The organism is Clostridium oryzae (genome assembly GCF_002029235.1).
Taxonomy (GTDB): Bacteria; Bacillota; Clostridia; order Clostridiales; family Clostridiaceae; genus Clostridium_AE; species Clostridium_AE oryzae.
Genome location: NZ_MZGV01000027.1, coordinates 39564 through 63335 on the forward strand (window position 1 = coordinate 39564; position 23772 = coordinate 63335).

At 33.3% G+C, this 23772-nt stretch carries 26 protein-coding genes; all 26 read left to right on the forward strand.

The features are described 5' to 3' along the window. Positions 1 to 17 precede the first annotated feature (17 nt). The 26 genes from fliM (at position 18) to CLORY_RS13000 (ending at position 23659) form a co-directional block, all read left to right on the forward strand. Positions 18 to 1013 carry a flagellar motor switch protein FliM gene (gene fliM, locus CLORY_RS12875; protein ID WP_079425063.1) on the forward strand — a complete coding sequence of 332 codons (996 nt, stop codon included), beginning with the start codon at positions 18 to 20 and terminating at the stop codon, positions 1011 to 1013. After that, on the forward strand, positions 1006 to 2127 hold the full coding sequence (gene fliY / locus CLORY_RS12880) for a flagellar motor switch phosphatase FliY (protein WP_079425065.1): 1122 nt from the start codon (positions 1006 to 1008) through the stop codon (positions 2125 to 2127). The genes fliM and fliY overlap by 8 nt, the downstream gene beginning before the upstream one ends. Before the next feature lie 335 nt (positions 2128 to 2462). Continuing rightward, on the forward strand, positions 2463 to 2738 hold the full coding sequence (gene flgM, locus CLORY_RS12885; protein ID WP_079425067.1) for a flagellar biosynthesis anti-sigma factor FlgM: 276 nt from the start codon (positions 2463 to 2465) through the stop codon (positions 2736 to 2738). Further along, positions 2738 to 3151 (forward strand): flagellar export chaperone FlgN, encoded by a 414-nt coding sequence (gene flgN / locus CLORY_RS12890; RefSeq protein WP_079425069.1) that lies wholly within the window; start codon positions 2738 to 2740, stop codon positions 3149 to 3151. Before flgM ends, flgN begins: the two co-directional genes overlap by 1 nt. A 13-nt stretch (positions 3152 to 3164) precedes the next feature. Beyond that, positions 3165 to 4979, forward strand: coding sequence for a flagellar hook-associated protein FlgK (flgK, locus tag CLORY_RS12895; protein ID WP_079425072.1), 1815 nt, complete (start codon positions 3165 to 3167; stop codon positions 4977 to 4979). Between the two features lie 23 nt (positions 4980 to 5002). Then, positions 5003 to 6211, forward strand: a complete 1209-nt coding sequence (gene flgL, locus CLORY_RS12900) for a flagellar hook-associated protein FlgL (protein ID WP_079425074.1) — start codon at positions 5003 to 5005, stop codon at positions 6209 to 6211. 13 nt (positions 6212 to 6224) lie between these two features. Further along, the gene (fliW, locus tag CLORY_RS12905; RefSeq protein ID WP_079425076.1) at positions 6225 to 6650 is read left to right on the forward strand and encodes a flagellar assembly protein FliW; all 426 of its coding nucleotides are present in this window, start codon (positions 6225 to 6227) and stop codon (positions 6648 to 6650) included. A gap of 4 nt (positions 6651 to 6654) precedes the next feature. Continuing rightward, positions 6655 to 6876, forward strand: a complete 222-nt coding sequence (gene csrA / locus CLORY_RS12910; RefSeq protein ID WP_079425078.1) for a carbon storage regulator CsrA — start codon at positions 6655 to 6657, stop codon at positions 6874 to 6876. 4 nt (positions 6877 to 6880) lie between these two features. Further along, positions 6881 to 7237: a flagellar protein FlaG gene (locus CLORY_RS12915; protein WP_079425080.1), complete on the forward strand. Its 357-nt coding sequence runs from the start codon at positions 6881 to 6883 to the stop codon at positions 7235 to 7237. A 33-nt stretch (positions 7238 to 7270) separates the two neighbouring features. Then, the gene (locus CLORY_RS12920) at positions 7271 to 7573 is read left to right on the forward strand and encodes a hypothetical protein (protein ID WP_079425082.1); all 303 of its coding nucleotides are present in this window, start codon (positions 7271 to 7273) and stop codon (positions 7571 to 7573) included. 49 nt (positions 7574 to 7622) lie between these two features. Then, positions 7623 to 8018 (forward strand): flagellar export chaperone FliS, encoded by a 396-nt coding sequence (fliS, locus tag CLORY_RS12925; RefSeq protein WP_079425084.1) that lies wholly within the window; start codon positions 7623 to 7625, stop codon positions 8016 to 8018. Positions 8019 to 8067: 49 nt separating this feature from the next. After that, positions 8068 to 8415, forward strand: a complete 348-nt coding sequence (gene fliT, locus CLORY_RS12930) for a flagellar protein FliT (protein WP_079425086.1) — start codon at positions 8068 to 8070, stop codon at positions 8413 to 8415. A 14-nt stretch (positions 8416 to 8429) separates the two neighbouring features. Next, positions 8430 to 10067: a flagellar filament capping protein FliD gene (gene fliD, locus CLORY_RS12935; RefSeq protein WP_079425088.1), complete on the forward strand. Its 1638-nt coding sequence runs from the start codon at positions 8430 to 8432 to the stop codon at positions 10065 to 10067. Positions 10068 to 10283: 216 nt separating this feature from the next. Then, the gene (locus CLORY_RS12940) at positions 10284 to 11150 is read left to right on the forward strand and encodes a flagellin N-terminal helical domain-containing protein (protein WP_079425090.1); all 867 of its coding nucleotides are present in this window, start codon (positions 10284 to 10286) and stop codon (positions 11148 to 11150) included. Positions 11151 to 11224: 74 nt separating this feature from the next. Next, positions 11225 to 13078: a motility associated factor glycosyltransferase family protein gene (locus CLORY_RS12945; protein WP_079425092.1), complete on the forward strand. Its 1854-nt coding sequence runs from the start codon at positions 11225 to 11227 to the stop codon at positions 13076 to 13078. Then, on the forward strand, positions 13065 to 14345 hold the full coding sequence (locus tag CLORY_RS12950) for a motility associated factor glycosyltransferase family protein (RefSeq protein ID WP_079425094.1): 1281 nt from the start codon (positions 13065 to 13067) through the stop codon (positions 14343 to 14345). The genes CLORY_RS12945 and CLORY_RS12950 overlap by 14 nt, the downstream gene beginning before the upstream one ends. Continuing rightward, positions 14338 to 14685, forward strand: a complete 348-nt coding sequence (locus tag CLORY_RS12955) for a DUF8042 domain-containing protein (protein WP_079425096.1) — start codon at positions 14338 to 14340, stop codon at positions 14683 to 14685. The genes CLORY_RS12950 and CLORY_RS12955 overlap by 8 nt, the downstream gene beginning before the upstream one ends. A 13-nt stretch (positions 14686 to 14698) precedes the next feature. Continuing rightward, positions 14699 to 15727 carry an SDR family NAD(P)-dependent oxidoreductase gene (locus CLORY_RS12960; protein WP_079425098.1) on the forward strand — a complete coding sequence of 343 codons (1029 nt, stop codon included), beginning with the start codon at positions 14699 to 14701 and terminating at the stop codon, positions 15725 to 15727. 15 nt (positions 15728 to 15742) lie between these two features. Next, positions 15743 to 16696: an ATP-grasp domain-containing protein gene (locus CLORY_RS12965; RefSeq protein WP_079425100.1), complete on the forward strand. Its 954-nt coding sequence runs from the start codon at positions 15743 to 15745 to the stop codon at positions 16694 to 16696. After that, positions 16693 to 17373 (forward strand): HAD family hydrolase, encoded by a 681-nt coding sequence (locus CLORY_RS12970; protein WP_079425102.1) that lies wholly within the window; start codon positions 16693 to 16695, stop codon positions 17371 to 17373. The genes CLORY_RS12965 and CLORY_RS12970 overlap by 4 nt, the downstream gene beginning before the upstream one ends. Next, the gene (locus tag CLORY_RS12975; protein ID WP_079425104.1) at positions 17370 to 18119 is read left to right on the forward strand and encodes a cytidylyltransferase domain-containing protein; all 750 of its coding nucleotides are present in this window, start codon (positions 17370 to 17372) and stop codon (positions 18117 to 18119) included. Before CLORY_RS12970 ends, CLORY_RS12975 begins: the two co-directional genes overlap by 4 nt. A gap of 336 nt (positions 18120 to 18455) precedes the next feature. After that, on the forward strand, positions 18456 to 19508 hold the full coding sequence (gene pseI, locus CLORY_RS12980; RefSeq protein WP_079425106.1) for a pseudaminic acid synthase: 1053 nt from the start codon (positions 18456 to 18458) through the stop codon (positions 19506 to 19508). A gap of 17 nt (positions 19509 to 19525) precedes the next feature. Continuing rightward, positions 19526 to 20587 (forward strand): mannose-1-phosphate guanylyltransferase, encoded by a 1062-nt coding sequence (locus CLORY_RS12985; protein ID WP_079425108.1) that lies wholly within the window; start codon positions 19526 to 19528, stop codon positions 20585 to 20587. A 14-nt stretch (positions 20588 to 20601) separates the two neighbouring features. Then, a complete protein-coding gene (gene gmd, locus CLORY_RS12990; RefSeq protein ID WP_079425110.1) occupies positions 20602 to 21657 on the forward strand; it encodes a GDP-mannose 4,6-dehydratase in 1056 nt (351 codons plus the stop codon). Between the two features lie 47 nt (positions 21658 to 21704). Continuing rightward, positions 21705 to 22673, forward strand: coding sequence for a GDP-L-fucose synthase family protein (locus CLORY_RS12995; RefSeq protein ID WP_341456644.1), 969 nt, complete (start codon positions 21705 to 21707; stop codon positions 22671 to 22673). Further along, positions 22670 to 23659 carry a DUF268 domain-containing protein gene (locus tag CLORY_RS13000; RefSeq protein ID WP_207652212.1) on the forward strand — a complete coding sequence of 330 codons (990 nt, stop codon included), beginning with the start codon at positions 22670 to 22672 and terminating at the stop codon, positions 23657 to 23659. Before CLORY_RS12995 ends, CLORY_RS13000 begins: the two co-directional genes overlap by 4 nt. Positions 23660 to 23772: the final 113 nt, after the last annotated feature.

Below are 23772 nucleotides of genomic sequence, written 5' to 3' on the forward strand. Positions count from 1 at the left end.
TGAAATGAGGGAAATTTATGGCAGAAGTATTATCTCAAAATGAAATAGATGCCCTTTTATCTGCCCTGTCGTCTGGAGAATTACAGCCTGATGAGATTGCTAAAGATGAAGAAAAACAGAAAATAAAAGTGTATGATTTTAAAAGTCCTCAAAAGTTTTCTAAAGATCATTTGAGAACACTGGAGTTGATTCATGATAATTTTGCTAGAATAATTTCAAACTACTTGAGTGCACAGGTAAGAGTGAATGTAAAAGTTAATATTGAGTCCATTGAACAGATAACTTATGAAGAATTTATACATTCTGTATCTAACCCTACGATATTAACGATATTTAGAATGCCGCCTCTTAGTGCATCTATATTATTTGAAACAAGTCCTCAGTTTGTTTATCAGGTAATAGACCTTCTTCTTGGCGGAGATGGTGAAAGAAATTTCAAACTTAAGGAATTTAGTGATATAGATAAAAACATTATTAGGCAGGTTAACGAGGGAATAATATCAAATCTTAAGCTTGCTTGGGATGAAATATTGCCAGTTGAGCCTGAAATTGAAGGAATAGAAACAAATCCTGCACTGAATCAGACTTTAGCACCTACGGAGCCAGTCGCTCTTATTACTTTTTCTGTAGAGATAGGGAGAAATAATTCTTTAATTAATATATGTATACCATATTTAAGTATTGAAAAGATACTGGATAAGTTGGTTATACAATATTGGTTTCAGCAGTCAGACGATAATATACTTAATGAATCTAGAGAAAAGCTTAAGGATAGACTTCATATAGTTGATATAAACCTTACAGCTGTTCTTGGAAAGACAAATTTGACTGTAGAGGATTTTCTTAAATTAGGTAAGGGTGATATTATTACGTTGGATAATAAGGTATCCAGTGCAGTAAAACTGAAAGTTGAAGATGATGAGGTTTATTATTCTAAACCAGGAATTATTGGCAAAAGCAGAGGGGTTGAAATATTAGATATTATAGATAAGGATGTGGAAAATTATGAGTAATGGATTTCTTTCTCAAGAAGAAATAGATTCACTATTAAATGGTGGCGGCTCTGCTGCTGATGAACCTCAAGTTCAAGAAGAAATTATTACTGACATAGAAAAGGATTTGCTTGGAGAGATAGGAAATATATCTATGGGATCGGCTTCAACGGCCTTATCTCAAATAATAAATCAACAAGTTAATATTACTACGCCAGTGGTATCTGTGACTACGATAAATGAACTTAAGAATACCTTTGAGGTTCCTAATATAGCATTAGAGATTAAATTCACAGAAGGTATAGTAGGTAAGAATCTGCTTGTGATGAGAATACCTGATGCTGCGGTCATTGCTAACTTAATGATGGGTGGAGACGGCAAGGTTCAGACTAATGAGATATCAGAATTAGAGCAGAGTGCAGTATCCGAAGCTATGAACCAAATGATGGGTTCAGCGGCTACATCAATGGCGACAATGCTTACGAGAGAAGTTAATATATCGCCTCCAACTTCAATGATTTGGAATGATAATGAGAATATGCAGGTTGCGGACATTGATGGCGATGAGAAGATTGTAAAAGTATCATTTAAGCTCAATATAGGGGATTTAGTAGACAGCAATATAATGCAGCTTCTTCCAGTTGAAACAGCTAAGAAAATAGTCGGCATAATGATGGGACAGGATGTTCCTGATAATCAGCCTGCAGCGTCTAAAGCTCAGTCAGCTTCTGAACCACAGAGAACTGTACAAGCAGCACCGCAAAATGATTATGTACCGCCTGTTCAGGAGAAACCAATAGAAAGTCATCCTGCTGTGGAAGTTCATAGAGCAGATTTTCAGCCGCTTGGCGGAAGCAAATCATCAGGCCAGCCTAGAAATATAGATTTAATTCTAGATGTACCATTAGAGATATCAGTAGTGCTGGGTAAGGCTAAAAAGAGTATTGGTGACATACTTGCTCTTGGAACCGGTTCACTTATTGAACTTGATAAACTAGCTGAAGAACCAGTAGAAATTCTTGTTAATGGTAAGCGGGTTGCCTTTGGTGAAGTTGTAGTTGTAGATGAAAATTTTGGAGTTAGAATAACCAATATAATCAGTAATTCGGATAAAATTAAGAGTTTAGGTAAATAATAAAAATGTGTGCTAATATCTTTCGATTATGCACACATTTTTTAATTTGAAATGTAAAATGAGGAATTAGGAATGAAGGCAGAAATTCTACGCAGCAGAATTTCATAAGTGATTCCTAATTCTTCATTCTTAATTATTAAATGAATGACTCTTCTTAAGTGCAGTGTTTAACTTGTATTTCAAAGAACTTTTTTTCTGTTAACTATAAACTTTAAGTTGGCATAACCGATAATAGATATAAATGATGCGTATCTAAAGCTCAAATAAATACAAGGGCTTATAGGGCATTTCGCTGGTGCATTTTATATGGATTGAAATGCTAGGAGGTTATTTAAATGAAAATAGACGGAATAGGAACAAACAACATAATAGAACTTTACACTAAGAACAAAACTAATAATGTAAAACCCAAAACCAATGTGGGTGAAGATACTATAGAGATTTCTAATGTAGGTAGAAATTTAAATACTATGTCTGCTGGATTAAAAGGTGATGTATCTGAAGCACATATTGAAAAGCTCAGAGAAGCAGTAAGCAGCGGCACCTATAAACCTGATGCAAAACTTGTAGCTCAAAAAATGATAGATATTATTAAGGGGAGAGACGTTTAATGGACTACAATCAATTAAATGAGGTATTAATTAAAGAAAAAGATGCTTTAGAAAATTTACTTCAACTATTGGAAGAACAATATGTACTATTACTAAAAAATGATGTTTTTGGTTTAGAGAGTATTACAGATAAAATTAATGCAGCCAATAAAAGTATTGCTACTACTGAACTGGAGAGAAGAGGACTGGTAAAAGGTACAACATTGCAGAAGGCAGTAGACGCATCAGAAAGAGAAGACATTGATGATAACTTCAGAAAGGTTAGAAGACTGGTAAATTTATTAAAAATACAGAAAGAGAATAATGAGCAGCTGATTAAACAGGGGTTGTCTTTTAGTAGTAAAATGCTTATGTTTATAAACCCTGATAGAAATACTAAAGTTTATAATTCTTATGGAAAAATGAAAAGGTAAAGAGGTGTTTTAATTGTCAGGATTATTTTCAACATTAAATACAGGAGTAAGAGGCTTGACTACTCAGCAGGGAGCTATTGATGTCACAAACCATAACGTAGCCAATGCAAATACTGATGGGTACACAAGACAGAGGGCACAGATCGTTGCCACAAGACCGGAAGGAATGCCGTCCATGAATAATGCTGTATCTGCAGGTCAGCTTGGAACAGGCTCTGAAATAAATAAAATTAACAGAGTCAGAGATGAATTTGTAGATTATCAGGTTAGACAGGCAAATTCAGTGTATGGTGAAAATCTCGTACAGCAAAAAGCTTTTTCAGAAATTGAAGGAGCGTTTGATGAACCAAGCGAGGATGCGCTTTCAAAGGATTTTACCACATTCTTCGGTAACTGGAGTGAGCTTTCTACAACTCCTGAAAGTTCAAGTGCAAGAACTGTTGTAATTGAGCAGGCAGCTACAGTAGCTAATGATATCAGAAGTACATATAAGAACATTAGTGATATAAAGAATAACACGGATGGTCTTATTCAATCTACTGTCTTTAGCGTAAATCAGAAACTAAATGATTTAGATCAGATAAACCAGCAAATAAGGAGAGTAACTCAGGCTGGAGAGACAGCTAATGATTTATTGGACAAAAGAGATGTACTGCTGGATGATCTTAGCCAAGAGTTTGGTATTACTATCGATAAGGATGATTACAGTTCTATTAATCTGTTAGCAATAGATGATGGTGGAAAAGCACCATCAGGCGGAACAGTTTATCAGCCTAAATTAATAAATGCTACCGATACAAAAGATGAGAAAAGGCTATCTTATGTGAATACTATAACTCAGGCAAAGGATAGTGACGGTCACGATATAGCCGGCTGCTATGAGGTATCCTATTATGAAAATGGAGATAAAACAGGCGCCCATACATTGAAATCTATTAAAGTTAATATGTCTGCTTCAGAAAAGGAAGAGTTAGAAAATAATAGAGTCATTGTTACTGATTTAGATGGTAATGCTATTAAAAATACTGATGGTTCAGCTCTTTCAGGTACTGTTAGTTACAGTGATTTATATGTATTTAAGCCTAGAACAGGAGAGCTTAAAGGATACAGTGAAATAAAAGGCAATGTGGATAAGTACTTAACAAAGCTAAATAATGTGGCAAAGGCTTTAGCATGGTCTGTAAATGCTGTTGAGAGTGGAAGTGACAAAATTGATGATGGTAAAAAGACTCCTCCGATATTTGTCAATAATTCTAAAGCAGAATATGACACCACCTCAGGTAAAGATGTACTAAAGGATGGCTATTATGCTGATACAACAGCTGAGGATGCTATTACAGCTGAGAATATTTCTGTCAATAAAGAATTAATTGAAGATCCAATGAAAATAAAGGTTAATAAAGGTACTAATGCTGACGGTAAGGGAGACGGCAAGGTTGCCACTGCTGTATCGGATATCAAGGATGCTCTCCTTATGGTGCAGAATATTGGCGGTTCAATAAATACAAGAAAAGATTTAGTTAACGGTAAAGGCTTTGATAGTGACGGCAGACTTAATAATAATGCCGATGGTACCACAGTACCTAAATTTCTTAAGGATCTTGTAGATGCTTTAGGAACTCAATCACAAAGTGCAACAAGTCAGGTTAATCACCAGAAATCTCTGCTTAATATTTTTGAACAAAACAGAGCGTCAACTTCAGGGGTTTCTTTAGATGAAGAAATGTCAAACTTGATTCAATACCAGCATGCATACTCAGCTAGTGCTAAAATCATATCCACGGTAGATGAGCTATTGGATGTAGTAGTAAATGGACTTAAGAAATAATTTATGTTTAAAGAGGTGAAAATATGAGAATTACTAATAAAATGCTTTCAAATAATTTTCTTAATGATATGCAGGTTAATTTAAACAATCTTCAGACATTACAGCAGCAAATGACATCAGGCAAGCAAATAAGGAAACCTTCCGATGATCCTTTTAAAGCAGCAAGAATTATGCAGTTGTATGCAGACATAGGAGCTAACGAGCAGTATAATTCAAATATCACTTCGTTGAAAAACTGGCAGGAAACAACTGATACAGCCTTGAATGATGCGGGAAATGTATTGCAGAGAATAAATGAACTTATGGTTGCAGCAGGAAATGCGGCTTATGGCAGTAATGAAATGAAGGCTATAAAAGATGAGGTAAACCAAAAAGTAGAAGAGTTCTCTCAGATTATGAATACAAACTACAGCGGACGATATGTATTTGGGGGCAGCAGGGTAGATACAAAGCCAACTACGTACACTACTGACGCTCAGGGAAATACACAGATTAATTATAATATTCTGCCAGTTTCAGGAGATCAACCGATTTCTGCAGCTGATCAAAAGACTCAGCTTCAGAGCAGAATGTCCGTTGAAGTTAGTACAGGAGTTACAGTCGATTACAATGTGCCAGTAACTGATATAGTAAGTTTCAATTCGGATAAGGGTACTGCAAGAAATATTATGGATATGTTTAAAACCATTACAGCAAACCTTGATGGAAATATTGTTGCAGATGGAACCACAGCAACATCCAGCGATTTAACCTTAACAGCAGATATGACATTAAGTAGCAGCATGACATGGAATGGAAGCGCTGTGACTACAACGGATGGATCTGTTTATCATGCGGGAGATTCCATACCTGCAGGAAAAACGATACCTAAAAATTCAGTAGTAAAATCAGGAGCTGTAATACCAAAAGGTACTGTAGTTAGCGGCGGTAAAGATACACAAAATCAGGCAAAGGATGCTATACTTGGAGACACGCTGCAAAGTGTTAAGGATTCAATAAACAACATCCTCTCTGTAAGGGCTTCTGTTGGTGCAAAAGAAAACAGAATGGAAACTGCTAAGACTAGAAACGAAGCAGAAAATGATAATATGAAGGCAGTATTAAGTTCAACAGAGGACATAGATATAACTGAGACAACAATGAAATATGCAACAATGCAGACAGTATATCAGGCTTCTTTGCAGACAAGTGCAAAAGTTATACAGCCTACATTGTTAGACTATATAGGCTAAAATTGGAGGAAAAATGGAAGCTAAAACTAAATATCATGGTGTTAGACACTATTCAGAAGAAGACATTATATTATTTGATAAAGGTCTTCCAGGTTTTGAAAACTTAAAAAAATATATACTATTTCCTGTTGAAGATAATGAGAGCTTTCAGATTCTACATTCAATAGAAGACATGAATATAGGTCTTATAGTCATATCTCCCTTTGAAATACTGGAAAACTATGAAGTGGATATTCCTGAGAATGTCGTTAGTCAATTAAAAATATCAGATGCTAAAGATGTATTCATTTATAACACTGTAAACCTGCATTCCCAGCCTAAAAAAATTACTGTTAACCTTAGAGCACCGTTAATTATAAATATAAAAAATAAACTTGGTCAGCAAATAATATTAAATAATGATAAGTATGCTATAAAGCATCCTATGTTTAAGGTATGATATCATGTTAGTTATTGCTAGAAAAAAAGGTGAAACAGTATTAATAGGTGACAATATTGAGGTTACGGTGGTAAAGGTAGATGATGGTTCGGTTAAGCTTGCAATAAATGCTCCGAAGGATATAAGCATTTTAAGAAAAGAACTTTATAAAGAAATAGGAGAAGAAAATAAGACAGCCACGGAGTTTGATGCAAAAATTCTAAAAACTCTAAAAAATAAGAGGTGATAACATGGATGTTATTGGAAATGTTCAAGGAGGAACTCCTCAGATAGGAGTAGCTGTTACAAATGAAACTGTTTCTCAATCTGCCAGCGTTGAGGAACAGAATGATAATAAAAATGGAGAAAATCAACAGAATATAAAAGAAAAAGATGTAAAAAATGCTGTAGATAAACTAAACAAGTTTATAGAGAGCAGTAAAACACATCTTGAGTATGAAGTTCAGAAAGACTTTAACCAAATAATTGTAAAGATAGTTGACAACAAAACAGAAGAGATAGTAAAAGAGATACCTCCCAAAAAGGTTCTTGAGATGATTGCTAAAATGTGTGAGCTAGCGGGAGTCCTAGTAGATGAAAAAGCATAAACGCTAAAAAAGTTTGTTTTAGGTGGTGATTTTATGGAGTTTTGGGTTAACAGAATAGATACGAATTTACGCCAAAAAGTAAATGATGAAACCAGTTCTGGTAAAGTACATACAAAACAAAACATAGTCATCGATAATAATAATCAACAAAAGGAAAAAGAATTTAAAAAGAACAAAAAACAGGAAAAGAAAAAATTCAGCATAGAAAAGTATTCTAAAAAAAAGATAAATATAGATGCAGTAAAGATAGAAACTGTAAAAGTACAGGCCGAGAAGGAAAGCACAGCCATGGGGTTGGAAGAAAATAAGGGGATTTTTATTGACAACTTAAGCTAGCGTTCCATTAATATAACCGTGCTGCGGTTAATCAATTAGGAGGGTAAATATGGCATTGAATAATCCATACAGTGTATATAAAAAGAATAGTGTTAATTATGCTTCAAAGGAACAGTTGTTACTTATGCTAGTAGAAGGTGCAGTTAAGTTTATTAAAATAGCCAGACAAGGTATATTAGACAAAAATGTAAAGGTTGCTCATGAAAATATGATAAAAGCTCAGAACATCTATTATGAACTTATGATATCGTTAGATGAAAAGAGTGCAGGCAAGTGGGCAGTTAGTCTAAAGCAAGTATATGATTTTATTATTAAAAAGCTTGTAGAAGCTAATATAAAAAAAGATGTTTCTATAATAGATAACGAGATACTGCCATTAGCTGAAAATATTAAAGATACCTGGGAGCAGGCTTATGAAATTTCAAAATCTGGAAACCCTTTATAGAATAGCAATTTTTAATTTATAGAGATAAAGTACTATAAGGAGTGATGAGATGGATAATAGTACATTAAGAGAGAAGTTACTCCAGTATAAAAACCTGACAGAAGAATTGACAACTGCAGTAAATAATGAACAGCCTGATGCAATAGATAGTCTGTTTCAGAAGAGACAGTATATAATAGATGAAATTGATGCTTTAGGTTATGATGGGGACGAATTTAGAAAGATAGCTGAAGAATTTCAGTTATTAAATAAAAGTAAACAGCTTGAAGATGCAATTTATAAGAAAAAGGATGAAATGAGAGAAAATTTGAGAAAGCTTAAGGAAAGAAAAGTTGCTAATAAGAGTTATTATAATAGCTCTAATTCAATCAAAAGCTTTTTCAATACAAGGATTTGAGGAGGTAATGGAAAATGAGTAGTGTAAGCAGTACAAGTTCTAGTACAAGCTATAATAGAATGACTGGACTTGCAACAGGAGTAGATACAGATAAATATGTTGAGCAGATGATGTCTGGTGATCAGACTAAGCTAGATAAGGCTAATCAGAATGAGCAGTACACAGAATGGCAGCAGGAAGCTTATGTAGATATTATTACAAAGCTAAAAGACTTTTATAAAAAATATCTGGATACAGCTACTGCTACATCGGACACAAGTATGCTTAATGCAAATAATTTTAATGGTGTGGCCGCTAGTGTAAGTGATGATGATTCAAAATATATTTCAGCAAGTACTTTACCTGGTGCAGCTAAAGGAATATACAGTATAGCCATAGAGAAGTTAGCTTCAGGTGCTAAGGTAGAAAACACATCTGGTACGTTAACGGCAGGTGATCTTTCCATAAAAATAGGAGATAAGACATTTAATGTTAATGTAACCTCTACTATGACAATGGATGATTTTATAAATAGCCTAAAAAATACATATAGCGGTGATGATGCATTAACAAATCATGTGAATATTAATTATAGTCAGCTTACAGGAAAATTATCATTAGAAACAAAGGACACTGGATTTACAGCGGAGATGCAGATTTCAGGGACTGCAGCAGGTATATTTGGTGGAGCAGCAACTAGTAATGGTAATGATGCTGTTGTATATATTACTGAACCAGGGATGGCTAATCCTGTAAAGAAGACAGAAAGCAGCAATAAATTCACAATAGATGGAGTTACTTATAATCTTCAGAGTCCATCTCCGACAGATTCAGCTTCTTCTAGTACACTCGTTCCGCCTATTACTGAAGAAGGTATAACAGAAAAAGGTGGAGTTGTTTATAACACTACAAGAGCATCAGATGGAACCCTGACAACAACAATGTATGGACAATCTAATATAAGCGTAAAAGCAAATGCAGATGATTCCTATAAAAAAATCAAGGCCTTTTTCGATGATTATAACACACTTATAGGCGATATAAATACGAAACTAACTGAGAAGAAGGATAGTGATTACCAGCCGCTTACGGATGCCCAGAAAAAAGATATGACAGAGGATCAGATAACAAAATGGGAGACGAAGGCTAAGAAGGGAATACTTAGAAATGATACTGTGCTTAGTGGTATGCTTACAAGTTTAAGAGAAGCTGTTTACGGTACAGTAAAAGGAGCAGGTTTAACCAATACTCAGATAGGAATAACTACCACTTCTGACTACAAAAATGGCGGTAAAATTCAAATTGATGAAAGTAAATTAAAGGATGCTTTAGAAAATAGAGCAGATCAAGTTTTCGACTTATTTTCTCAGTATAGTTTTAATGGTTCAAGCAGCGATGATACTAAAGGAATTATACGTAAATTCGGAAAAATTGTTGATGGCGTTGTAGGTTTTGATGGTACTCTTATTCAAAAAGCTGGTTATACAGATACAAGATGGGAAGTGACCAATGACCTGAGTAAGAGTATAACTGAGCAGAAAAAGAAAATTACTTTGATGAAGGAAAATTTTGCAGAGAAGCAGCAGCGATATTATAACATGTTTGCTACGCTTGAAGCTAATATGAACAAATTAAACTCTCAAAGCAGTTGGCTTTCATCAGCATTAAGTTAATAAACAAAAAAATTATAAAAAAAATTATAAAAAAATAAAAAAAACTATAAAGTGTATTTATGCGGCTACGATAAATATATTAGTTAATCTAATTTGCTAATAAGCCAAAAGGCTTGTTATATATATTAAGTGATAGAGTTGGCCGACTCAACATAGGTTAACAGATATCAAAAAGTGGACAAGGATGTCCAAAACAAATTCAAGGAGGAATTTATTATGGTAATTCAACACAATTTAGGTGCAATGAACGCTAACAGAATGTTAGGAATCAACAACAGTGCTACTTCAAAGGCAATGGAGAAATTAAGTTCTGGTTACAGAATCAACAGAGCTGGAGACGACGCTGCTGGACTTTCAATATCTGAAAAGATGAGAGCTCAGATCAGAGGTCTTGATCAAGCTTCAAGAAACTCACAGGATGGTATTTCATTAATCCAGACTGCTGAAGGTGCTTTAAATGAAACTCAGAGCATACTTCAAAGAATGAGAGAATTAGCTACTCAGGCAGCTAATGATACTAACAACACAGTTGATAGATCTGCTATAAACACAGAACTTAAATCATTAGTTGATGAAATAGACAGAATATCAAAATCAACTCAGTTCAATGAAACTAACTTACTTAATGGTAGTTTAGCTACAGGAACTAAGGCTCTTGTATTCCAGATCGGTTCAAATGCTGCTACAGCTACAAATGGATTAGCTATGTCAATACACATTCAAAGCATGAGTGCTAATGCATTAAGTGTTACAATATCCACTTCTGCTACAGATACTAACGGTATATCAGTTAGCTGTCATACTAGTGCAACTAAGGCTATATCCACAATTAATGCTGCAATTAAGCAGGTATCCAGCCAGAGAAGTCAGCTTGGTGCTTGGCAGAACAGATTGGAGCATACTATCGCTAACCTTGATAATGCTTCAGAAAACTTACAAGCAGCAGAAAGCCGTGTAAGAGATGTTGACATGGCTAAAGAAATGATGGAGTACAGCAAGAACAATGTTCTTACTCAGGCTGCTCAGGCAATGCTTGCTCAAGCAAACCAGACTCCACAGAACGTTCTTTCCTTGTTAAGATAATTATCTTTAACTTAGAAAAAAGGATTAGATTATATCTAGTCCTTTTTTTATAAAATGAATTTTGGAGGAAACCTATGAATTTTTTCGAAAATAATATAGAATTATTAAGAAAAAAAGGAAACATAAATTTAAAACATATAGATAGAAATGATAATTATTCATGTGATACAGCGAATGATGGACAAAAGATAATAAAAGTAAATAAAAATGGAAAAGAGATTTATCTTGGAAGTAAATACAACAATAAGAGCCTTATAGACAAGTTTCTTCGAAGCTACGATTTAGAAGACGGAGATGCTATGTATGTTGTAATAGGCTTTGGAACTGGATATCATATAGAGGAACTGTTAAATAAAAGTCAGTATAACAAAATAATTGTATTGGAATCAGATATTAATATAATAAGAACAGCTTGTGAAGAAAGAGATTTAAGAAAGATTTTAACCAATCCTAGAGTACTAATAAACACCTATTCTAATGAAAGTCAAATAATTGATATTTTTGAAAAAGAAGTCGATAGGAGTTATCCTAATTATATATATTATAATTTTTATGCAAACTATGATAAGCTTTACCAGCAAGAAATAGATATGGCCGCTAGAACTGTAAAATTTGTTACGGAGATGATGATAGCTTCAGCTGAAACAAATTTGACTTTTAAGAATAAAGTACTGGATAATTACTTTAAAAATATTAAGACCATTGCTAGGAGTGTACCGACCTTCAAATTCTACCAAAAGTTTAAGGGTACTACTGCTGTGGTAGTCTCTTCTGGACCATCCTTGAAAAAGAATATAAATGTTTTAAAAAAATATCAGAATAAAGCTATAATAATATGTGCTGCAAGAAGCTTAAAGGAACTATTAGATAATGGAGTAAGACCAGATTTTGTATGTGCAGTGGATCCAGGAGGAATAATGGAACAGCTTATGGGACCAGTTATGGAAGAAAACATACCAATGGCATGCTTTGAGCAGTTAAATAGTCATTTGGTTGAGAGATATAAAGGAAAGAAAATATTTTTTCTGAACCATCTTATAAGTAGCTTTAGTTATATATTTAATGTAAAATTTGATTCTTTGCCAGTAGGCGGATCAGTAGCCCATTTATGCTCTTCTCTTGCTGGTTATATGGGAGCAAAAAATATCGTTTTTGTAGGACAGGATCTAGCATATACTGATAACAAATATCATTCAGATAGCTCAAGCAATGAAAAACTTATTGGTCAGGTAGCTTCTATAAATAGAGCTGAAGCTTTTTATGTGGAAGGAAATGTAGAAGAGAAAGTACTTACCAGCAGAAGTCTTTCTATATTCAGAAAATGGTTTGAAATGTTCATAAGAACTAATAGCAACATCAGGTTTATAAATTGTACTGAAGGCGGAGCCAAAATTCAGGGAACTGAAATTATGAGTTTGGAAGAATTTTTTAATTCAAATAGCGGCGAAGATGAAACCAGAGATAAAGAAAGAATTCTATCTATATTATCTGAAAAGGTCGAGCCTGATTATAGCAGTATAATAAAGAAGATGCAGCAATTCAGAGACAAGCTGGTTTCTATGAGGGATAAAGCTTTAGATGGTGTTAAAAATGCTGATATTCTTCTTCAATACTATAAAGATTGTAAAAAGAAAAACATAAATTCTGTACTGAAGAAGCTGGATGATATTGATTTGCTTTATGCTAAGGAAGAAGAAATACTCTATTTAATAAACTTATGCGCATATGAGTATATGAAAAGTGTAGTATTAAATAAGGAAACTAGGACTAAAAATTTTGAAACAGAACGTGATAAGGGAATTCGAATAGCTACAAGAAATATTTGTATATACAAGGGGTATGCAGCTGGGATAGATGTTATACTCGGAGAACTGGATTATTTACTAGAAGATATGAAAAAGGAGAAGGAGAAATATGCGCAGTCTTAATATTCAATTTTTTTCTACAAAGGAGACTGTAAATAACGAAACACTGCTGACAGTAAAGGTAAATAATAAACTTCTTCATAGTTTATATTATCCTTTAAAAGAAGCTGAAAAGTATGTAGATGGACTTAATATTGAATCAAATGAAAAAACTTTAAATGTAGTTTTTTATGGATTAGGTCTTGGATATCATATAAAAGCTCTTGCAGACAGGTTTGGAGATAAAATTAATATAACAGTGTTTGATCTGTCAAAAGAGCTGTATGAAGAACCTGAAATAAAAAATAGTAAGTTTATAAAGCAGCTTTTTAATATGAAAAATGTTGATATACATTTAAGGGATTTCAGCAAAGAATTTTGTGAAGCTTTTTCTGAGGCTGTAAGCAAGTGTGATGGTTTTTATATTTATAGGCCATCGTTAGAATTGATACCTGAAGCAGCAAAAAAATTTTCGGAAATTATTTTAGAGTATGAGGCTGAAAAAAGTACAGAATTAAAGAATAAAGAATTGCTGGATTTTAATAGTGAAAATAATAATAAATTAAAAAACGTTAAGACGATGCACCAGTTTTTTAATGAGCATAATTTTAAAAATCAGAATGTAATTATTGTGGCAGGCGGGCCATCACTTAATATGAGTATAGATAAGCTGAAAGAGTTAGCGGCAACGGGTAATTTTTTTATAATAACTATGGGTACGCCTCTTAAGATGCTTTTAGAAAACGATATAAAGCCTGGTATGTTTTGCTCCACCGATCCATTAGAGCATGTATTTAATCAAATAAATGGATTAGATACTGAAAAATTTAATATACCTATGTGCTTTTTGTATACATCCTCATATAAAGCTGCAGAAAGTTATAAAGGGTCTAAATATATATTTTATAATTACGATAAAATAAATGATATAAGAATAGATTGCGGAAATTCTGTTGCTACGGCTGCCTTATCAATAGCAATAGCAGGAAAACCTAAAACTGTAATATTTTTAGGACAGGATTTAGCATATATCAATGGAAAAAGACATGTGGACAATACAGTATACGGAAAGGAACATTATCATCAAGTAGATAGTAGGGATTTTTTATCTGAAGCAGTTAGTGGTGATAAAATTTATACAAATAATTTTTTTTATTCTGTAAAGCGATGGATAGAGAGAACTATATCTACAACTGAACATATAAGGTTTATTAATTGCAGTAAAGGTCTAAATATTGCAGGTTGTGAAAATATAGATATTGAAATACTGGAGGATGTATTAAATGGATAAGAAATTTGAATTATTAATGACTGTATCAGAAAGTATAAATTACCTTTTAGCTAAAGCAGAAGAAATAAGTACCTACTTTGCTGAAGGAAGAGATTCAGATGCTTCAAACCATATTGGAGTTTTCATAGATGATTTAAGTCTTACAATAAAGGCAATAAATCTAACGGAGAATGTCCAAAAAGAAAAAATAGATACTAGTGAAATAAATGAAGTATTAAATTCAATGGTTGAGGCTTTTGAAAACAGTGACTTTATTCTTTTAGGAGATCTTTTTCAATATGAATTGTCACCAATATTACAGAAATGGAACGATAAGATCAGTATGAACACATTTAACTAAGGCGGTGAATTCAATGACATATTACACTGGTAAAAATATACTTATAATAGGCGGTACGGGTACGATAGGTACTGGAATAGTAGAAGAGCTTTTAAAAAATCACAATCCAAAGGTAATAAGAATATTCAGCAGGGATGAATATAAACAGTTTGTAATGCAAAATGAGTATAGAGATAAAGGTATTAATAAGCTGAGGTTTTTAATAGGCGATGTAAGAGATTATTATAGACTAGAAAGAGCCATGGCTGATGTTGATGTAGTATTTAATCTTGCTGCCATGAAACATGTGCCTTCCTGTGAATATAATCCAGATGAAGCCATAAAGACTAATGTAAATGGCATGGAAAATGTTGTTAAGGCAGCTATGTATAATGATGTAAGTACAGTAATATTTACCAGCAGTGATAAAGCTATTAATCCAACAAATTCATACGGAGCGACAAAGATGCTGGCAGAAAAATTAGTACAGGCTGCAAACTACAGCAAAGGTCCTAGAGACATGAAATTTGTAGCAGTAAGATTTGGAAATGTAATGGGCTCCAGAGGCTCTGTAATACCTCTCTTTAAGCGTCAGGTTGTGGAGAACAGAAGAATTACTGTCACTGACGGTGCTATGGATAGGTTTATGATGACTAGAGATCAAGCAGTGAAGCTGACATTAAAAGCTGGAGAGATAGGCATAGGCGGTGAACTTTTTGTACTTAAAATGCCTGTTTTAAAGCTTGGTGATTTAGCTGAAGTTGTGGTAGAGGAGACTGGAAAGAAGTATGATATAGATTCTGCAAAGGTTAAGATAGAACATATAGGCATTAGAGCAGGAGAAAAGATGTATGAAGAGCTTATGACCTACGAAGAGTCAAAGTATGCCTATGATTTAGGTGAAATGTATGCAGTTATACCGGTTAGCTTTAATGCGCCTTATTATGAACGCAAGTATCAGCATTATACGCATTGTGAACCAGGCTCATATTCCTCCCATAACCAGAACAGCTTAACTAAAGAGCAGGTTAGGCAGCTTATACTTAATGCAAATTTGATATAACAGGTGAAATGAACTATGAACATATTATTGACAGCAGTAGGAAAAAGAGTGCAGTTAATAAAGCATTTAAAAAGCGAATTCAGAGTTATAGGTGTAGATTGCAGCAGCTTGGTGGCTGCTGCAAATTTCTTAGACGCCTTTTATGAAGTACCAAGATATAATCAGCAGGGATATGTAGACAGTCTTATAGATATTTGTGATAAGGAGCAAGTAAAGGCTGTTATTCCTCTGTATGAAACAGAATTTATGCTTTTAGTCGAGAACAGAAAAAGGTTTGAAGAACATGGAATAATATTAATATTAAGTGATAAAAGAGTTATTGAAACCTTTAATGATAAATGGAGTACCTATAATTTCTTTAAGAGTAATCAAATACCTACTCCCGACACGTTTACCGACGAAGAGATACTGAAGAAAATAAATAGCGGTGACGTTATGAACTATCCTTACATAATTAAACCTGTGGATGGTATGGGCAGCAGCAATGTTTTTAAAATAAATAATGAGAAGGAATTGAGGTTTTTTATTGACTATGTAGAGAAACCTGTAGTTCAGAGTTTTGCAAAAGGAACAGAATATACCATAGATGTATTCTGCGATTTAAATGGAAAAGTTGTTTCTGCCGTACCTAGAATAAGGCTTGATGTACGTGCTGGTGAGGTAGCAAAAACCAGGACAGTATGTCATAGGAGGATTATTGCTGAAACTATTAGTTTATGTAAAAGAACTAAGTTTGTTGGACCTATAACAATACAATGTATAGTTAACATAGCTGAACATCGACAGGAAAACATAAATTTCATAGAAGTTAATCCAAGGTTTGGAGGCGGTGTTCCAGCAACTTTTGCAAGCGGTATAAATTATTGTAACTTCATTAAGTGTTTAGTTAAAGGTGAACCTATTGATTCTGTAATCGGGCAGTTTAACGAAATTACTATGCTAAGGTACGATGAGGCGGTCATATTATGATAAAACTTATAGCTTTTGATTTAGATGATACTTTGTATGACGAAAGTACTTTTGTAATTGGCGGCTTTAAGGCTGTATCTAAATATATTGCAGCTAAATATCACTTAAATGAAGAACAGCTTTTGGATTCCTGCATGGAGGTTCTTAACACTAAAGGCCGAGGAAAGATATTTGATGAATTGTGCAAGAAATATAATTTGCAGGAAGATATAGCATATCTAATTAAGGTATATAGAAACAATGAAGAACCGCTTAAATTGTTTTCTGATGCAGAAGAAGTTCTTGAGAGCCTAAAGAAGTCCAACTATAAAACCGCTATTGTGACTGATGGAATGGCTTTTGTACAGCGTAACAAAATAAAAGCGTTAAAGCTGGAACAGCTGGTTGATTATATTGTAGTCACTGATGAGCACGGAGCCGAAAATTGGAAGCCAAGCAGTTATGCATTTAAACTGCTGCTTAGTAAATTTGATTTAATGGGTTCAGAAGCTGTATATGTGGGAGATAATCCGAAGAAGGATTTTATTGGTGCCAGAGCAGCTGGATTTAAGACTATTAGAATAATAAGAGAAATTGGAGTCCATAGGAATCTTTTTCTAGATAGAGAGCATGAAGCTGATATAAACATGAAAAATCTCACGGAAATAGAACATTATTTAAAGGGGGAATCACTTTGAAGGTTATATGTGTTGTGCAGGCAAGGATGGGGTCAGAAAGACTGCCAGGTAAGGTTATTAAGAAACTTGGCGGAAAGCCTATGGTACTTTTTACATTGGAGAGGCTCAGCAAAAGCAGATACATTGATAAATTGGTGCTGGCAACCTCTGATAAGAAGCAGGATGATCCGCTTGCTCGGGAAGTTAGTGAAGCAGGCTTTGATGTCTTTCGAGGTGATGAAGACAACGTGCTTAAAAGATATGCAGAAACAGTAAAAAAGTATATGGGTGACGAGCAATGTGCTGTAGTTAGAGTTACAGGTGACTGCCCATTTATTGATCCAGTAATTGTCGATAATGTAATTACCAATTTCCTTTATAATGATAATGATTATGTTAGGCTTGACGTGCCAGATAGTTTTATTAGAGGCTTTGATGTAGAAGTGTTCTCTAGCAAAGCAATGCTAGAAGTTTACAACAAAGTAAAAGATGTAAACACTGAAGAGTATGCTCCTTACAAGGAACATGTTACATTATATATGTATAGACATCCTAAAGAATATCATGTTGGGTATGTGAAGGGAAATGAGAAATTTTCTAAGGATTACAGACTGTGCGTAGATACTAAAGAAGATTTCCAATTGGTAGAGAATATATGTAAGCATTTTCAAGATGAATATGTTAGTGCTAGTAATATAGTTAGTTATTTGGATGAAAATCCTGAAGTTTCAGCAATTAATAGTGAGATTAATCAGAAAAAAGCATAAGAAGAGCTTGACAAGAGCTTGACAAGAGTAAAGAGAAGAGAGAAAAGAGAAAAGAGAAGGTGGAAATTCAGCGGAGCTGAATTTCGAAATTAAATAATTAATTTATATATAAGGTGCGAATGTCATTAACTGACAGTTAAAATCAGTTTTTGATGTTCTTTTTTTACGTTTTTAAATAACACTAATTATATATATTGGAATATGTGGAATTATAAGATATAAATATTATAGAGGTACTTTAATATAACAAAAAAGTTTTTTTAATATACTAAGTTTTTAGTTTCTTTGTACGAATATTATAATATATAAATAGAATAGATAAAATTTGGAGGAATTATGGAGAAAAGCTTTGAAATAGAAAATAGACTTATAGGCGATAATTCACCAGTGTTTATAATAGCGGAGATGTCTGCAAATCATTTGCAGAATTTTGATAGGGCTGTTGAGACTATAAAAGCAGCAAAAGAGGCTGGAGCTGATGCTATAAAACTTCAGACTTATAGACCGGATACGATTACAATAGATTGTGATAATGAATATTTTCAGATAAAACAAGGAACTATATGGGATGGCACAACCCTCTATAAGTTGTATGAAAAAGCTTACACTCCTTGGGATTGGCAGCCTAAGCTTAAAAGGATAGCTGAAGAAGAAGGTCTTATATGTTTTTCTTCGCCATTTGATACAACTTCTGTAGATTTTTTAGAGGAGATGGATGTGCCTGCATATAAAATAGCTTCTTTTGAGATAAATGATATTCCGTTTATAGAGTACATTGCATCAAAAGGAAAGCCGGTAATAATGTCAACAGGTATAGCAAGGCTGGGAGACATACAGGAGGCTATTGATGCCTGCAGGAGAATGGGCAATGAAAAAGTGGCATTACTAAAGTGTACATCAGCTTACCCGGCACCTCTTGAAGTGACTAATTTAAAAACTATACCTAACATGGTGGAGGTTTTTGGCTGCGCTGTGGGAATTTCTGATCATACATTGGGAAGTGCTGTATCTATTGGCGCAGCAGCACTTGGTGCTAAGATAGTAGAAAAGCATTTTACTCTCCGAAGAAGTGATGGAGGACCAGATTCAGCTTTTTCCATGGAACCAGAAGAATTTAAAATAATGGTAGATGGTATACGTGATATTGAAAAAGCTTTGGGAAAAGTTTCATATGATTTGACTGAAAAACAAATTAAGAGTAGGGAACATTCTAGGAGTCTTTTTGCTGTGAAGGATATAAAGGCTGGGGAAGTATTTACTGAAGAAAATGTTAAAAGCATTAGACCTGGATTTGGAATGGAGACTAAGTATATTAAAGATGTGATTGGAAAGAAAGCAAGGATGGATATTAAGAGAGGGACACCTATGGGGTGGAAGTATGTAGAATAATAGCTTGGAGGAATATTATGCTTTGTGTATTAATAATGGCTGGAGGCAAAGGTGAAAGGTTTTGGCCACTTTCTACAGATGAAAAACCGAAGCAATTTTTGAATCTTTTAGGCAAAGATACAATGATTCAGATGACAGTTAATAGAATGAAGAAAATAGTTCCTATAGATAGAATATTTGTAGTTACTGGGGAAAAATACGTGGATTTATTAAGACAGCAAATTCCAGATTTGCCTGAGAGAAATATTATTGTAGAACCGATAGGTAGAAATACAGCTCCTTGTATTGCACTTTCGGCGCTTGTTATAGATAAGTTCTATGAAGATTCTGAAATGGTAGTAGTGCCATCTGATCATTTGGTAACTGAAGAAGATAAATTTATAAAGGTTATAGCTTCTTCTAGTGAATTTGTAAAGAAGAATCAAGAAGCCATTGTAACTATAGGAATAAAACCTGATAGACCTGAAATAGGTTATGGTTACATAAAAGCTAATATGAAATTGAAAACAGGAAGCATATTATTTTCAGATTTCTATAAAGTGGACAAATTTGTTGAAAAACCAACATTAGATAGAGCTAAACAATATATGCTGCAACACGAGTACTTATGGAATAGCGGAATGTTCATATGGAAAACTAAAAATATATTGAAACTTATTCAAAAGTACCTACCTAATACTTATGAAATTTTAGAACAATTATCCAAAATTGCAGAAGAAGATTTTCAAAAAGTCCTTAGGGATAGATATATGGATGTTGACAATATATCTATAGACTATGGCATTATGGAAAAAGCAGAAAATATATATGTGGCTCCAGCAGAATTTGGATGGGATGATGTAGGTACATGGAAATCAGTTGAAAGATATAGAGAAAAGGATGTAAATAATAATATTGGTGTTGGCAATATAAGGTGTATAGAAGGCAGCAACAATATAATAATGGGAGGCAATAAACCAATTGTGGTAGTTGGGCTTAATGATATATTAGTAGCTGAGACAAATGATATAATCTTCATAGGTAAAAAGGAAAATATTGTGAATATTAAGGAAACAAAGAAGATGTTAGATAGAGGGTAATGGAGGAACTTTTAATGAAAAAGGCATTAATTACAGGAATAACAGGGCAGGATGGCTCATATCTTACGGAATTTTTATTGGACAAAGGATATGAAGTTCATGGAATAATAAGAAGAGCTAGTACTTTTAATACAAAAAGGATAGATCATTTATTTGAAAATCCTGAAATAGGCACTAAAACTTTATTTCTTCATCATGGAGATTTAACAGACTCCAGCAATTTAAATAGAATTATTGAGAAGGTTGAACCAGATGAAATATATAATTTGGGAGCGCAAAGTCATGTACAGGTGTCCTTTGAAGTGCCAGAATATACTGCTGAAACAGATGCTATCGGGACTCTAAGAATATTAGATGCTATAAAAGAAACGGGCATAAAATCGAAATTTTATCAGGCATCTACGTCAGAGTTATTTGGCGGTTTAGAAGGAACAGCTCCACAAAGTGAGAAAACTCCATTTTATCCGAGGAGCCCATATGCAGTAGCTAAGCTATATGCATACTGGGTAACAGTAAATTATAGGGAAGCCTATGATATTTTCGCTTGTAACGGAATTCTATTTAACCATGAATCTCCTAGAAGAGGTGAAACTTTTGTAACAAGAAAGATAAGCAGAGCCGTAGCTAACATAATAAAAGGTACTCAAGACAAAGTATCTCTAGGAAATATGGATGCAAAGCGGGATTGGGGATTTGCCGGTGACTATGTAGAAGGTATGTGGCTTATGCTTCAGCAGGACAAGCCTGACGATTATGTTCTTGCTACCGGTGAGACTCATACTGTAAGAGAATTTGCGGAACTTGCTTTTAGAGAGGTTGGAATAGATATTAAATGGTATGGAAAGGGAGTAAATGAAAAAGGAATAGATATAAAAACAGGTAAGGTATTAGTTGATATAAGTCCTAGGTATTTCAGACCTACAGAAGTGGACCTATTATTGGGAGATGCAGCTAAAGCTAAAGAAAAACTTGGTTGGAAACCTAAGACAAGCTTTAAGGAATTAGTTAGCATGATGATAAAGTCAGATTTGAGAGAAATATGTGGGATTGAATTGGAAACATATAGGTGAGATTTAATTTCATTATAGAAAATGAATAAATATTTTAGGAGATGCAAGTGATGAAAAAGGACAGTAAAATCTACGTGGCAGGGCACAATGGTCTAGTTGGATCTGCTATTATAAGGAATCTTAAGAAAAAAGGCTATGAAAATATAATAAGCAGAAGTCATAAAGAACTAGATCTGACGAATCAGAGTGACGTTAAGAAGTTCTTTGAAGGAGAAAAACCAGAGTATATTTTTTTGGCAGCAGCGAAGGTTGGAGGAATAAATGCTAATAATATGTATCCTGCAGATTTTATTTATGAGAATCTAATGATTGAATGCAATGTTATAAAAGCTGCTCATGATTTCAAAACAAAGAAGTTATTGTTTTTAGGAAGTTCATGCATATATCCTAAAAATTGTCCTCAGCCCATAAAAGAGGAATATCTCTTATCAGGATATCTAGAGCCTACAAATGAAGCTTATGCATTAGCAAAGATTTCTGGACTTAAGATGTGTCAGTTTTTTAAAAAACAATATGGAGATAATTTTATAAGCGTAATGCCAACAAATTTATATGGTCCTAACGACAGTTATGATTTGGAAACATCACATGTAATGCCAGCTTTGATCAGAAAATTTCATGAAGCAAAAGCTAAAAATTTACCCTACGTTGAAATATGGGGAACTGGAAAACCATTAAGGGAATTTTTACATGTAGATGATATGGCTGATGCATGTGTGTTTTTGATGGAGAACTATGATGGTGATGAATTTTTTAATGTTGGAACTGGTAGGGAAATTAGTATAAAAAATTTAGCTGAGATGATAAAAGAAATTGTTGGTTATAAAGGAGGAATACAGTACAATACAAGTAAACTGGATGGTACACAGAGAAAGCTTTTAGATGTAAATAATTTGACTAAATTAGGATGGAGATATCGGATTGAATTAAAATATGGAATAGAAGAAGTATATAATAATTTTCTATGTAAAGGAAGTAATAAAAAAATTATTGACATGGACGTGAAGAATGTATGAATAAGAAAAAAGTGGTTATATTTGGATTAGGTAGTTTATATAAAAAATTTGAAAAAGATATAGAAAAAAAGTATGACATAGTGGGGCGTGCCGATAATAATAGTGCTAAGTCTTTAGAATATAGTAATTTTATAGAAGTAAATAATATAGTAAATCTTGATTTTGACTTTATCTTGATAGTAAGTAGTTTTTATCATGAAATTAAATCACAGCTTATGTACACATTAAGCATCGAAGAGAATAGAATATTACAGTATAAATTTGATGAAAGAAGATTAAGTATAAGGGAAATAAGAGAGAATATTGGTACTTATGAAAAGATGAATAAAAGAGATGACTTTAAGATAGATAAAAAAAACTTGTATATATTTACTAATGATATTAGTGAATCAGCAGGTTATATTGACGGTCACTATTTTTATCAAGATATTTGGGCTGCACAAAAGATATTAAAAAATAATCCGTTAGAACATTATGATGTTGGTTCAAGGATTGATGGACTTATTTCACATTTATTAGTATTTAGGAATAAAGTTAATCTAATAGATATACGTCCACTAAATTATAATATTGATGGAATTCAATTTATTTGTGCAGATGCAACTAATATGAATGGAATTGCAGATGATTCAATAGAATCGTTATCGTCGTTACATGTAATTGAACATTTTGGACTTGGTAGGTATGGTGATGAGATAGATCCGGATGCATGTTTTAAAGCAATTAAGGCATTTCAAAGAGTGGTTAAATCCAAAGGAAAATTGTACATAAGTGTACCTATAGGAAAAGAAAATAAAGTTTGTTTCAATGCTCATAGAATTTTTAATCCTTTGACTTTTATTAGTGAATTTACCTGTATGGAATTATTAGAATTCTCATATATATCTGAAGGCAAAATAAAAAAAGTCTTAAAAGACGAGATAAGTAATGAAATAAATAATATATCTGATTATAGTTGTGGTCTATTTGAGTTTATTAAGATATAGAAAAGGAAGAGTATTAAAACAATTATTACATTATTCTTTAAGAAACATAGTAGAAATATAAAAAATGATAAGTCAGACAATAGAAAAAAGATATCTTGATATTTGTATATAAG